Below are 12,031 nucleotides of genomic sequence, written 5' to 3'. Positions count from 1 at the left end.
CGACGCGGAGCTCACCGTGACGACGGGAGTGACCAGGCTCTCGCGGCGGCGGACAGTCCGTCGATCAGCGCCGCGGTCGCCGGGGTGATGCCGTCGGCGTCGGGCAACCCGCTGCGCGGGCTGGTGCCGCGCACGCGCGACGGCAGTTCGAGCTGCACGCCACCGCCACGGGGCAGGTTCACCGGGTTGTCCGGGTGCAGCCCGCGCAGCTCCCGCGGCATCGCCTCGAGGTCGGTGACCACATGGTGGCCGGGCACCTGCAGGTGTCGCGCCAGATGCGCGGCGAGGTCCCGGTTGCCGCCGCCGGCCAGCAGTTGGGTGCTGCGGCCGATGCGGCCGTAGCCGTGCAGCGAGATCACCGTGTCGACGTGGTCGAGGAAGGCGGCGAGCTGCTCGGACTCGGCGGGCCGGTAGAGCCGCGACGACAGGTGGTGGGGGTAGCGGTCGGGGTGGCGCACCATGTACAGCGAGGCACCGGACGCCCGGGCGGCCCGGTCGGCGATGACATCGGTCATCTGTTCCAGCCCACCGCCGTGGATGGCCAGAAACCCGAACCGGGAGGCCAGGGTGCTGCTCTCGACGATGTCCGGGTCGGTCAGTAGTTCCGAAAGAGATTGCGGTGCAGGGGTATCGGTGATGTCGCGGTGGGGCCAGCTCGCAGGATCCCACCGGTGCAGGAAATCGACCCAGCGCTGCGGCAGCCCGTGGTGGCGGGCGCCGTCGATGATGCGTTCCAGATAGCCGGGCCGGGGCGGTCCGGGTTCGACCCGCGGGTCGATATAGACCCAGGCCGGGCCGGGGCCCTCGGCGGTGTGCACGACGAGCTCGTCGCGGCGGTAGCGCACCGGAACGCCTTCGGCGCTGTCCAGCACGCTCAGATCGTGATCGCTGAGCCGCCAGAGCACCCCGTGCACGACGGCACCGTCGAACGGCTCGACGGTCGCTACCCCGCGCTCGTTGATCAGCCAGTCATGGTCGGCGAGGGTGGCCGGCCGGGGGTCGGTGGCGTCCGGGCAGCGCCGGGCCATCTGTTGCACGCACAGATTCGATCCGTATGCGAAGTACAGGTGGTCGGACTGCATTCAGGGGTCAGCCTCGGATGGTCAGGTAGATCAACACGACGTTCAGCACGGTGATGACACCGGCCACCAGCCAGCCTAGGGCCGTGGTCGCCCGGTGGTTGATATCGGCGCCCATCAGCGTCCGGTTGCTGGTCAGCCGGATCAGCGGGATGAGCGCGAACGGGATACCGAAGGACAGCACCACCTGCGAGAGCACCAGCGCGCGGCTGGGGTCCACGCCGATGGCGAGGATCACCAGCGCGGGGATGAGGGTGACCAGGCGGCGCAACAGCAGTGGGTAATTGCGTTTGAGCAGCCCCGACATGATCATGGCGCCGGCGTACGCGCCGACCGAGGTCGAGGCCAGCCCGGACGCCAGCAGGCCGATCGCGAAGAACAGCGCCACGGTCGGGCCGAGCTGACTGCTGACGGCAGCGTGGGCGCCCTCGATGGAGTCGGTGTTGTCCATGCCCTGCAGGTTGGTCGCGGCGACCAGCAGCATGGCCAGGTTCACCGCTCCGGCGACCAGCATGGCCAGGCCGACGTCGTATTTGGTGATGCGCAGCAGCCGCTTTCGGGCCGGACCGGCGTCAGGGTGTCCGTGTCGGTCGCGGGCCAGCCCGGAGTGCAGGTACACCGCGTGCGGCATCACGGTGGCGCCGAGCATGGCGGTGGCCAGCAGCACGCTCTCGGCACCGTCGAAACGGGGGACCAGACCGGATGCGACATCGGCGGCCGATGGTGGGGCGACGAACAGGCTGGTGAGAAAGCCGATCGCGATGATCAGCAGCAGGCCGGTGATCACCCGCTCGAATACCCGCTGGCCGCGTCGGTTCTGAATCGCCAGCAGCCCCAGCGACACCGCGCCGGTGATGGCCCCGCCGACCAGCAAGGGCAGGTCGAACAAAAGGTACAGCGCGATCGCCCCACCGACGATCTCGGCCAGATCGGTGGCCATGGCGACCAACTCGGCCTGCAGCCAGTAGGCGACCCGGGTCCGGGTGCGGGAATGATCGGCGACGGCCTCGGGCAGCGAACGCCCGGTGACCAGGCCGAGTTTGGCCGACAGGAACTGCACCAGCCCCGCCATGATGTTGGCGACCAGGATCACCCAGACCAGCAGGAAGCCGTACTGGGCGCCGGCGCTGACATTGGCGGCGACGTTGCCGGGGTCGACATAGGCGATGGCCGCCACGAATGCCGGCCCGAGCAGGAACCAACCCGGTCGGGCCCGCGTGGGCGTCGTGTCGTGCAGCACGCTTCCCCTTCTCCTCCATCCGGACTAGCGAATAGAAAAGTTAGGGTAGCCGAAAAACTCCGATTTCAGTGCGCCGGGGCGTCATTAACCGAAGTAGAACCCGCCGCCGCCCCATTGCCACCACTGCCAGGGGCCGTAGTTCATCGGTGCCGGGTAGGTAGACAGCTGGGCGTGGCCGGGTCGCGTGCACAGCGTCGTGGTGACACCGACCTGTGCGCAGTCCGGGACGGCCCCTGCGGCGGGCGCAAACGACACCGCGGCGACGAGAATGACGGGTGCGAAAAGGCTTGTTCGCATGATGCTCTCCTGACGGAGGCCCCCGGGAAAGCCGCCGCGGCCGCCGCTGATCGGCGCGACACGTCGGCGCGGCCAGGGGCAGGCATGAATATCGACGGGAGTGCGCACAGGCATGCGCTTGAGCCCGTCAGCTACCGCCGAATGGATAGGCGGCCGTGTACGAGTGGTGGCTGTCAGTGCAGCCAGATGTGGAGCAACAACGGTGTGTTCTTCATAGGCGAGGCCTCTTGGTGAGTTGTGCGCTCACTGTCCAGAATACAACCCCTTTCCGGTGATGAGCGGCAGGTCCAGGGTGGTGCGGATGCCCGGAGCCGCTGCGACGACGGCCGGTATCGCGTTGACCACGCGCGCCGCGGTGGCGACCAGGCCGGCATGGTTGTGATCACCCTTGCGGCTGCTCAGGCACAGGTCCAAGGCATAGGACGGTTCGCCGGTGACCTCGATGCGGTACGAGCCGCCCTCCTGGGCGGGCTGCGGCCATTCCGGGCACAGGTCGTCGCGCAAGCGGGTGATGTGTTCCAGCACCACGGCGGGATGGCCGCCGACCATGCCGCGGACCTCGAAACGCATCGCCGCGGTGGTGCCCTCGGCGATGTGGCCGGACGCGATCTCGAAATCCTCCGGCGCCGGAATCCGGACGTGGGTCTCGGTGACCTCCTCGAGCTCGATGCCGAGCCCGGCGGCCAACTGGCGCACCACCGAGCCCCAGGCCAGGCTGAGCACGCCCGGTTGCAGCAGCATGGGCAGATCGTCGAGGGACTTGCCGAAGCCCATCACGTCGAACATCACCGTGGGGCTGTCGTAGGTCGCGTAGTCGACGATCTCCATGCACCGGATCTGCTCGACGGTCTGGCAGGTGCCCGCGAGGGCAAGGGGCAGAAGGTCATTGGCGAAACCGGGATCGATGCCGTTGACGAAGATGCTGGCGCCGCCTTCTTCGGCGGCCTTCTCGATCGGTGCCAGCAGTTCAGCGGGCAGCACCTGCCACGGGTACTGCAGGAAGACCGCCGCACTGGCCACCACGTTCACGCCGGCGGCCAGGATGCGGCGGTAATCCTCCAGGGCGTCGGGCAGCCGGTTGTCGGCCATCGCGGTGTACACGACGCAGTCCGGCTTGTCGGCGAGGATGGCGTCCAGGTCGTTGGTGGCCTTGATGCCGGTCGAAACATCAAGCCCGGCAAGCTCCCCGGCGTCCTTACCGGCCTTGGCGTCCGAGGACACCCAGACTCCGGTGAGTTCGTACTGCGCATCGTTGATCAGCTGGGTGAGGGCGTGCCGGCCCACGTTTCCGGTGCCGATCGCGGCGACTTTGATGCTCATGGCGTTCCTTTACAGGTCGGGGATGGGCAGATCGAGGTTGGGGAAGGTCAGGCCGCCGTCGACCTCGAGGGTCTTACCGGTCAGGTAGCTGCCGGCGGGCGACGCCAAATACACGGCGGCGGCGGCGATATCGCTGGGATCGCCGAGGCGGCGCATCGGGGTGGCCTTCTCCATCGGGTCGCGCAGTGCGTCATTGGAAGCCACGATGTCCAGCGCCGAGGTGAGGATGGAGCCCGGGGCGATGGCGTTGACCCGGATGCGTGGGCAGAGATCCAGCGCGGACAGCCTGGTGTAGTGCGCGAGGGCGCCTTTGGCGGTGCCGTATGCGGCGAACGCGCGTCCGGAGAGACGGCCCATCGTCGAGGTGATGTTGATGATCGATCCGCCGCCGGAGTGCTCCAGCATCAGCGGCACGGCGGCGACGGTCAGGGCGTGGGCGGTCCCGACGTTGAAGGTGAACGCGTCCTTGAGGTCCTTGGTGGAGGTGTCCAGCAGGGGGGCCGGCATGGTGCCGCCGACGTTGTTGACGACGATGTCTAGTTTCCCGAACGCCTCGATGGCCTCGGCTGCCAGTGCCGCGGTGGACTCCGGATGGGCGAGGTCGGCGACTACCACGTGTGCGCGTCTGCCGACCGCCGCGACCTGTGCGGCGACCTCGTCCAATTGCGACCGGGTACGGGCCGCGATCACCACATCTGCACCGGCTTCGGCAAATGCCACGGCGATCGCGGCGCCGAGTCCGCGACCGGCCCCGGTGACCACGGCCACCTGATCATCGAGTCGGAATTTGTCCAGGATCATGCAGGCCTCATTTCTGTTCTCGGCGTCACCGTAACAAGAGTGCGCGGCCGATCGGGCGGATTTCTGTAACACGTTCTAATTTGGCCGCGGCTGACATTTATCACCTAAATCGGTGGCGCCCGGCGTTACCGTTGTTGCATGTTCCTCTCCGCCGCCGAGCGCCGCGCCCAGGCCGAGCCGAGTACCACCGGCTCGGTCTATGTGGCGTGCGATCTGCGTGTGCGGCGGGCGGCGGCCGAGAAATCGTCACGAATATCTGCAGAACTCATCCTGGCTGCTGAGCGCGTCGCCTGACGCGCCCAGTTTTCGGCGTGCCCGGAAAAAGGTGTTTTCGCAGTTCAGTCCGTATTTATTGGTGTTGACATGCCAGTGCCCGGCAGTCTTTGATTCAGTTGTCGTTCACCAATGTTCCTGACGGAGAGCGCCTTTCGCTCCGATAGCTCAGTTGGTGAGAGCAGGACCCTTATAAGGTCCAGGGCGAGGGTTCAATTCCCTCTCGGAGTACCTGTTTCACGAATGCCGCTGTAGCTCAACGGTTCAGCACCAGGAGGGAGGGGTCGCCCATGAACGTGTACCCGGCGGTGCTGGTGCTGAACGCATCGTATGAAGCTCTCGACCTGGTGTCCTGGGAGAACGCGGTCGTGCTGGTGGTCAAGGGCAAGGCGCGTATCCACCAGGCGCACGCATCGGGCGCGGCCATCCACTCGGCGCACCTGGTCGTGCCGCTGCCGACGGTGATCGTGCTGAACCACTATGTGCTGGTGCCGCACCGCGACCTCGACGAGCACGCGGTGGCGTCGATGACCGCCGTGCTGCGCAGGGACAAGAACACCTGCGGGTACTGCGGTGACTTCGCGACCACCGTCGACCACGTGCTGCCGCGGTCGCGGGGTGGGCCGAACTCGTGGGCCAACCTGATCGCCGCCTGCCTGACCTGCAACCAGCTCAAGGCGGACGCGACGCCGGAAGAGGCCGGGATTGCGCTGCGGTGGCAGCCGCGGGTGCCGACGCCGTCCGCGGCCACGCAGCGGCGGATCTGGCGGGACCTGTCGCCCGTGACGGGTTGAAGGCCACCGCTACTTCTTGGCGGCGGCCTTCTTCGCGGGCGCCTTTTTCGCCGGGGCTTTCTCGGCAGCGGCCTTTTTGGCCGGCGCCTTCTTGGCCGCAGCTTTCTTGGGCTCGGACTTCTTGGGTTCGTCCTTGGCGGCCGAACCGGACCCGCGGGCCTTCACGCTGGCCTCCAGTTTGGCCAGCAGGTCCGACACATCCTCGGTGGACTCGTCCAGATCGGTGGGCTGCTCCTCGACGGTGAACGCCTCGCCGCCTTCCAGTTTCGCCTGCACCAGCTCATGCAGCTGTTCCTGGTAGTCGTCGCGGAACTGGTCGGGCTTGAAATCGTCGGTCATCGATTCGACCACCTGCCCGGCCATCTTCAGCTCGGCGGGCTTGATGTCGACGTCCTTGTCCAGCGACGGGAAGTCCGGGTCACGAATCTCGTCGGGCCACAGCAGCGTGTGGATCACCATGACGTCGCGCTTGCTGAAGTCCTTGACCCGTAGCGCCGCCAGCCGCGTCTTGTTGCGCAGCGCGAAGTGCACGATCGCCACCCGGTCGGTCTCGGCCAGTGTCTTGGCCAGCAGCACATAGGATTTGGTGGACTTCGAGTCCGGCTCCAGGAAATAGCTCTTGTCATACATCATCGGATCGAGCTGATCGGCCGGCACGAACTCGACGACCTCGATCTCGCGGCTGCGTTCCTCGGGCAGCGTGGCGATGTCCTCATCGGTGATGATCACCGTCTGGCCGTCGTCGGAGTCGTAGGCGCGGGCGATGTCGCGGTACTCGACCACTTCGCCGCAGACCTCGCAGGTGCGCTTGTAGCGGATGCGCCCGTTGTCCTTGGCGTGCACCTGATGGAACTTGATGTCGTGGTCCTCGGTCGCGCTGTAGACCTTGACCGGCACGTTGACCAGACCGAAGGAGACCGAGCCCTTCCAGATTGATCGCATAGGCAACGGTAACAGCGGGTATTACGTTTGAGTGGTGGAGCGCGACGGCCGGGTCAAATTGACCAATCCCGACAAGGTGCTCTATCCCGCCACCGGCACCACCAAGGCCGAGGTGTTCGACTACTACGTGGCGATCGCCGACGCGATGGTCCCGCATATCGCCGGGCGTCCGGTGACCCGCAAACGCTGGCCCAACGGGGTCGAGCAGCCGGAGTTCTTCGAAAAGCAGCTGGCGTCGTCCGCCCCGGACTGGCTGCAGCGGGGCTCGGTGACGCATCGGTCGGGGACGACGACCTATCCGATCATCGATACGCGCGAGGGGCTGGCCTGGATCGCCCAGCAGGCGTCGCTGGAGGTGCACGTCCCGCAGTGGCGGTTCACGGGCGGGCGAAGCGGGGCGGGTGATGACGCAGCGGCGGGGCATCCCGGCCCGGCGACGCGCATCGTGTTCGATCTCGACCCCGGCGAGGACGTGACCTTCCGGCAGCTGTGCGAGGTCGCTCACGAGGTCCGCGGCTACGTCGAGGACATCGGTCTGACGGCCTACCCGCTGACCAGCGGCAGCAAGGGCCTGCACCTCTACGTGCCGCTGGCCGACCCGGTGAGCTCGCAGGGCGCGTCCGTGCTCGCCAAGCGGATCGCTGTGCAGCTGGAGAAGGCCATGCCCAAGCAGGTCACCGCGACAATGACCAAGAGTCTGCGCACCGGGAAGGTGTTCCTGGACTGGAGCCAGAACAGCGCCGCCAAGACCACCATCGCGCCGTATTCGATGCGCGGCCGGGCAGAGCCGACCGTCGCCGCGCCGCGGACCTGGGAGGAGATCGGAGACCCCGATCTTCGGCATCTGCGCTTCGACGAGGTGCTGGCGCGGGTGGAGCGGGACGGTGACCTGCTCGCAGGACTTGACGAAAGCGCGCCGCTGCCAGACAAACTCACCACTTACCGCAGCATGCGGGACGCGGGTAAGACGCCCGAACCGGTGCCGCGCAAGGCCCCGGCCACCGGGAACGACGACACCTTCGTCATCCAGGAGCACCACGCGCGCCGCCTGCACTACGACTTCCGGCTGGAACGCAACGGGGTGCTGGTCTCCTGGGCGGTCCCGAAGAACCTGCCCGAGAAGACATCGGTGAATCACCTTGCCGTGCACACCGAGGATCACCCGCTGGAGTACGCCACCTTCGAGGGCTCGATCCCCAAGGGCGAGTACGGCGGTGGTGAGGTCATCGTGTGGGATTCCGGCACCTACGAGACCGAGAAGTTCCGCGATCCCGGCGTGGACGGTGAGAGCGTCGACGGCAAAAAGGGCGAGGTGATCGTCACCTTGCACGGCTCGAAGATCAAGGGCCGCTACGCGTTGATCCAGACCGGTGGTAAGAACTGGCTGGCGCACCGGATGAAGGAGCAGCCGGTTGCGAATGCCCAGGATCTGGCGCCGATGCTGGCCACCCACGGATCGGTGGAGAAGCTGACGCCGATCGTCTGGGCGTTCGAGGGCAAGTGGGACGGCTACCGGCTACTGGTCGACGCCGATCACGGGGATCTGCTGCTGCGCACCCGCAGCGGCCGCGACGTGACCGGAGAGTATCCGCAACTGCGGGCGCTCGCCGCCGACCTGGCCGACCATCACGTGATCCTCGACGGCGAGGTGGTCGCACTGGACTCCTCGGGGGTGCCGAGCTTTGGTGAGATGCAGAACCGCGCCCGGTCCACCCGTGTCGAGTTCTGGGCGTTCGACATCTTGCAGCTCGACGGGCGATCCCTGTTGCGGGCCAAGTACTCCGACCGGCGCAAACTGCTGGAAGCGCTCGCCAAGGGCGGGGGACTGATCGTCCCCGAACAGCTGCTAGGCAGCGGAGCTGAGGCTCTCGTGTACGCGCGAGAGCACGGGTTCGAAGGAGTGGTGGCCAAGAAGCGGGACTCCACCTATCAGCCGGGGCGGCGTTCGCAGTCGTGGATCAAGGACAAGCTCTGGCGGACACAGGAAGTCGTGATCGGCGGCTGGCGCGCCGGAGAGGGCGGACGCACCAGCGGGATCGGCGCGCTGGTCGTCGGGGTTCCCGGTGACGACGGCCTGCAGTTCGCCGGCCGGGTGGGGACCGGGTTCACCGAGAAGATGCTCAAGGATCTGCGGGCGACGTTGAAGCCGCTGGAGACCGACGAATCACCGTTTGTGAAGCGGCTGACCGGACCCGATGCCAAGGGGGTCACGTTCGTGCGCCCGGAATTGGTGGGGGAGGTGCGCTACAGCGAGCGCACCTCCGATGGCCGGTTGCGGCAACCCAGTTGGCGGGGCCTGCGGCCGGACAAAACACCCGATGAGGTGGTGTGGGAATAGCTTTGGAGCACGGCCGCCGAGCGCGCAGTGGATTCAGGTGGCTGCGTTGCCAACACGACGTTCGAGCGTGACGGTCGCTCCACGGCCGGGGGCGATCGTCACGGTGTGTCTCGCGATGCGTTCGGCACGCCGATTCGTCGGAAGGAGTCGAGCGTGGCGAAGCATTGTGCGCAACACAATCCGGATTTCGACGAGCGAGAATCCCGCCCCGATGCAGCGTCGCGGTCCGCCGCCGAACGGTATCCACTCGTAGGTCCCAGCGCGTGCGTCGAGGAATCGCTGCGGGCGGAACTCGAGCGGGTCGGGATAGAGGTCGGGACGTCGGTGCACCAGCGTGATGTGCGGGACGATGAGTGTGTCGGCAGGAATTGTCAGATCACCCAGCGTGAAGTCCTCGGACGCAAGTCGCGCGGTGACCGGGAACACCGGCCGCAATCGCATGGCCTCCTTGATGACGGCGTCGATGTAGTCGTCATCGCCCTGCAGTGCTGCTGTCTCGAGCCGCGCGAGGACGTCGGGGTGGCGGGTGACACGTTCCAGGATCCAAGCGAGGGTGGAGGCGGTGGTCTCGTGTCCGCCGAGCAGCAGGGTCCGCATGGCGTCGCAGATCTCGCCGTCGGGCATGGGAATGCCGTTGTCGTCGCGGGCGCGCAAGAAAATCCCGAGGACATCTTCTCGGTCGAGGTCGTCATGTCGCCGTCGCTCGGCGGCTTCTTCGAGCACGATCGCGTCGACGGCGGCCATTGCGGCGCGCATGCGTGGGAAGGGGCCATCCCAGCCCGTGTTCCGGGCAGTGACGAGCATCGTCTGCAGGAAGAATCGCCGCGAGTTGCCCTCGCGGATGAGCGCCAGGGTGGCCGCGCGCAGGCGTTGCGCACGGTCGGAATCGGTGACACCGAAGATGACGGCGATGATCACTTCCAGTGAGATCACCTGCATGTGCAAGTCGGCCCGGGTAGGCCGTCCGTAGGGCCAGTGCGACAGCGCCTCCTCGGTTTTGCGCTGCATGACGTCCTCGTAATTGGCGACTGCCCGGCCGCGGAACGGCGGCAACTGCATCTTGCGTCTGTGCGTGTGCTCGCCACCGTCGACGTTCGTCAACCCGGTCGGACCGAGGACCAGCGGGTGCGGTGCGTTCTTGGCCAACGCGGCGCCGAGGCGTAGGACACCGGTGTCGGCGGCGAAGACACTCCGGATGTCGTCAGGATCGGTGAGGCAGAGCCATGGCTGCGATGCAGGCATCGGTACCAGAAACCGATCGCCGAGTGGCTCGCATCGCCGGACGAAGCGCTCGGGCGCCAGCCAGTACTCAGCGGCATTGAACAGTGCCGGAGTGCGGAGTCGTGGGAGGTGGCCTATAGGTGATGTTACTAAGTTAGTCATTTGATAACATGACAACATGTATTTCTCGGCGCTGTCAATGGCGCAACTTGATGAGGGCCCGCTGCCCGGCGAAGACTCGACAGTGGACCGCGTCGCGTCGGCGGCATTTGAGGTGTTCGCCGAGTACGGGATTCGACGGGCGAGTGTCGATGATGTCGCGCGCCGCGCGGGTGTCTCGAAGATGACTGTATTCAGGCGCTTTCAGAACAAGCAGGGTCTTGTTGGAGTCGTCGTGGCGCGGGAAATCCGCCGCGGAATGGCGGAGCTCGAGCGCGTCTGGGAGCGGGAGCAGACGCTGGAGCAACGGGTTGTGCTCGGCTTCTCATTCGCGATCGACTTCGTTCGCGGCCACCCGCTGTTCGACCGGCTTCTACGCACCGAGCCTGAGGTGATCCTGCCGTTGCTCACCGTCGACGGCGCGCCGGCACTGGCCCTGTACCGAGAGTTGATCGGTCAGCAGCTACATGCCGAAGTGCGAGCAGGCCGCGCTGCACCGGCCGACATCGACCAAGCGGCCGAGGTGCTTGCGCGGCTTGCGATCTCGCTGCTTCTCACGCGTGCGGGGACGATCACGTTGGACGACGATGAGACGATCGTGGCGCTCGTGCGCAATGTGCTGCTACCGATGCTCAATCCTGAAGGCGGATGATCGACGGCGAGCAAAGCGCTTACGTGGGGTTGCCGTTCCCGTCACAGGGCGTTTCGTGGCCGTCGTCGATGAGGTTCAGCGTCACGCGCATCTCGTCAGGCTGGATGCTGCCCGCCCAATCGGCATACGGGTGATCGAGGAAGGCGACCACCAGCAGCGCCGACGTGACGAGAGCGGACACGAACGCGATGGGTATCGCTTGGACGACAGCGCTTTCCCGGCGGTCGGCCTGGACGCACATGTAGATGAAGATGGCCGACGCGCCGATCCCCAACACGATCCACAGCGGGGGCGGCACCGAGGGATCGATTTCGGCGGCGCGGGCACGGCGACCGTCCCTGCGCTGCGCCTGCTGGTCGAACCACTGCGAGTAGGCCGCTTCCTGTTTGGGGTTCGTCGGATCCGTGGCGGCGAAATCGACGACCATCCCGTCGACCCAGTGCTGCACGGTGTCCGATCGTTCGCCGCGTCCCATCGCCGGCCACTCGTCGGCGACGACGGCGCGTGAATAGCAGATGAGGTCACCGTGCAGGCTTTCGCCGTCGTGGCCTTCGAGTACATCGGCGACGTTGTGCAACTCGGTGACCGCGATCGCCTCCATGCTGCCGCCGTCGCGGGCACGCTGGTAGTTCTGCAGCGCGTAGAAGATGGTGAAGGCCATCAGCACCGCGAACATGGTGCCGATCACGGTCAGCGCACCTGCGGCGCGGGTGCTGTCGATGAACCAGCCGGGATCGGGTGCGCGGGTACGTGCCAACAGTTTTGCGACGACGGCCGTGGTCACCACGACCACGAGCACGAGACCCGCGAGCCAGGTCAGCACGTGGATGCCGGGATGCGGGCCGAGCGGTGCCAGCTATGGCCCATGGAAATCCCATCAATAGAGGCGGGGCATCGCTGCGATGACCGCTCGCC

The 12,031-nt window shown here is 66.7% G+C and carries 12 protein-coding genes and 1 tRNA gene; 5 read left to right on the top strand and 8 right to left on the bottom strand.

What is annotated here, in order from left to right:
• Positions 1 to 11: 11 nt before the first annotated feature.
• The 5 genes from ASE48_RS17720 to ASE48_RS17700 all read right to left on the bottom strand — a co-directional run bounded on the left by ASE48_RS17720 (position 12) and on the right by ASE48_RS17700 (position 4,737).
• Complete coding sequence (locus ASE48_RS17720) at positions 12 to 1,082, bottom strand: poly-gamma-glutamate hydrolase family protein (RefSeq protein WP_057168404.1); 1,071 nt, start codon at positions 1,080 to 1,082, stop codon at positions 12 to 14.
• A 7-nt stretch (positions 1,083 to 1,089) separates the two neighbouring features.
• The gene (locus ASE48_RS17715) at positions 1,090 to 2,319 is read right to left on the bottom strand and encodes an Nramp family divalent metal transporter (RefSeq protein WP_057168403.1); all 1,230 of its coding nucleotides are present in this window, start codon (positions 2,317 to 2,319) and stop codon (positions 1,090 to 1,092) included.
• Positions 2,320 to 2,403: 84 nt separating this feature from the next.
• On the bottom strand, positions 2,404 to 2,616 hold the full coding sequence (locus ASE48_RS17710; protein WP_057168611.1) for a hypothetical protein: 213 nt from the start codon (positions 2,614 to 2,616) through the stop codon (positions 2,404 to 2,406).
• Positions 2,617 to 2,859: 243 nt separating this feature from the next.
• Complete coding sequence (locus tag ASE48_RS17705) at positions 2,860 to 3,936, bottom strand: NAD(P)H-dependent amine dehydrogenase family protein (protein WP_057168402.1); 1,077 nt, start codon at positions 3,934 to 3,936, stop codon at positions 2,860 to 2,862.
• 9 nt (positions 3,937 to 3,945) lie between these two features.
• Positions 3,946 to 4,737: an SDR family oxidoreductase gene (locus ASE48_RS17700; RefSeq protein WP_057168401.1), complete on the bottom strand. Its 792-nt coding sequence runs from the start codon at positions 4,735 to 4,737 to the stop codon at positions 3,946 to 3,948.
• 138 nt (positions 4,738 to 4,875) lie between these two features.
• On the opposite strand from ASE48_RS17700, the gene ASE48_RS32735 reads away from it, so the two are divergent.
• The 3 genes from ASE48_RS32735 (at position 4,876) to ASE48_RS17690 (ending at position 5,804) form a co-directional block, all read left to right on the top strand.
• Positions 4,876 to 5,031 (top strand): hypothetical protein, encoded by a 156-nt coding sequence (locus ASE48_RS32735; RefSeq protein ID WP_156409255.1) that lies wholly within the window; start codon positions 4,876 to 4,878, stop codon positions 5,029 to 5,031.
• A 136-nt stretch (positions 5,032 to 5,167) separates the two neighbouring features.
• Positions 5,168 to 5,241: transfer RNA gene (locus ASE48_RS17695), tRNA-Ile, on the top strand.
• Positions 5,242 to 5,300: 59 nt separating this feature from the next.
• Positions 5,301 to 5,804 carry an HNH endonuclease gene (locus ASE48_RS17690; RefSeq protein ID WP_057168400.1) on the top strand — a complete coding sequence of 168 codons (504 nt, stop codon included), beginning with the start codon at positions 5,301 to 5,303 and terminating at the stop codon, positions 5,802 to 5,804.
• 9 nt (positions 5,805 to 5,813) lie between these two features.
• Here the strand turns inward: ASE48_RS17690 and ku are convergent, their stop codons facing one another.
• Positions 5,814 to 6,746 carry a non-homologous end joining protein Ku gene (ku, locus tag ASE48_RS17685; protein WP_057168399.1) on the bottom strand — a complete coding sequence of 311 codons (933 nt, stop codon included), beginning with the start codon at positions 6,744 to 6,746 and terminating at the stop codon, positions 5,814 to 5,816.
• 31 nt (positions 6,747 to 6,777) lie between these two features.
• Between ku and ASE48_RS17680 the strand changes: the two genes are divergently transcribed.
• Positions 6,778 to 9,084, top strand: coding sequence for an ATP-dependent DNA ligase (locus tag ASE48_RS17680; RefSeq protein ID WP_057168398.1), 2,307 nt, complete (start codon positions 6,778 to 6,780; stop codon positions 9,082 to 9,084).
• Between the two features lie 33 nt (positions 9,085 to 9,117).
• Here ASE48_RS17680 and ASE48_RS17675 read toward each other — a convergent pair whose 3' ends face one another.
• Positions 9,118 to 10,326, bottom strand: a complete 1,209-nt coding sequence (locus ASE48_RS17675; RefSeq protein ID WP_057168397.1) for a cytochrome P450 — start codon at positions 10,324 to 10,326, stop codon at positions 9,118 to 9,120.
• Positions 10,327 to 10,483: 157 nt separating this feature from the next.
• Here ASE48_RS17675 and ASE48_RS17670 point away from each other — a divergent pair, with 157 nt between their 5' ends.
• Positions 10,484 to 11,116 carry a TetR/AcrR family transcriptional regulator gene (locus ASE48_RS17670; RefSeq protein WP_057168396.1) on the top strand — a complete coding sequence of 211 codons (633 nt, stop codon included), beginning with the start codon at positions 10,484 to 10,486 and terminating at the stop codon, positions 11,114 to 11,116.
• Positions 11,117 to 11,135: 19 nt separating this feature from the next.
• Here the strand turns inward: ASE48_RS17670 and ASE48_RS17665 are convergent, their stop codons facing one another.
• The gene (locus ASE48_RS17665; protein WP_057168395.1) at positions 11,136 to 11,939 is read right to left on the bottom strand and encodes a bestrophin-like domain; all 804 of its coding nucleotides are present in this window, start codon (positions 11,937 to 11,939) and stop codon (positions 11,136 to 11,138) included.
• Positions 11,940 to 12,031: the final 92 nt, after the last annotated feature.

Source organism: Mycobacterium sp. Root265, from assembly GCF_001428895.1.
Classification (GTDB): Bacteria; Actinomycetota; Actinomycetes; order Mycobacteriales; family Mycobacteriaceae; genus Mycobacterium.
Note: the sequence above shows the minus strand (reverse complement) of the source record. Positions and strands in the feature narration are given on the sequence as shown.

What these genes read in the sequence shown, in the direction of transcription:
- ASE48_RS17720 (WP_057168404.1), bottom strand. Translation starts at nt 1,082, where the DNA reads ATGCAGTCCGACCACCTGTACTTCGCATACGGATCGAATCTGTGCGTG.
- ASE48_RS17710 (WP_057168611.1), bottom strand. Translation starts at nt 2,616, where the DNA reads ATGCGAACAAGCCTTTTCGCACCCGTCATTCTCGTCGCCGCGGTGTCG.
- ASE48_RS17705 (WP_057168402.1), bottom strand. Translation starts at nt 3,936, where the DNA reads ATGAGCATCAAAGTCGCCGCGATCGGCACCGGAAACGTGGGCCGGCAC.
- ASE48_RS17700 (WP_057168401.1), bottom strand. Translation starts at nt 4,737, where the DNA reads ATGATCCTGGACAAATTCCGACTCGATGATCAGGTGGCCGTGGTCACC.
- ASE48_RS32735 (WP_156409255.1), top strand. Translation starts at nt 4,876, where the DNA reads ATGTTCCTCTCCGCCGCCGAGCGCCGCGCCCAGGCCGAGCCGAGTACC.
- ASE48_RS17690 (WP_057168400.1), top strand. Translation starts at nt 5,301, where the DNA reads ATGAACGTGTACCCGGCGGTGCTGGTGCTGAACGCATCGTATGAAGCT.
- ku (WP_057168399.1), bottom strand. Translation starts at nt 6,746, where the DNA reads ATGCGATCAATCTGGAAGGGCTCGGTCTCCTTCGGTCTGGTCAACGTG.
- ASE48_RS17675 (WP_057168397.1), bottom strand. Translation starts at nt 10,326, where the DNA reads ATGCCTGCATCGCAGCCATGGCTCTGCCTCACCGATCCTGACGACATC.
- ASE48_RS17670 (WP_057168396.1), top strand. Translation starts at nt 10,484, where the DNA reads ATGTATTTCTCGGCGCTGTCAATGGCGCAACTTGATGAGGGCCCGCTG.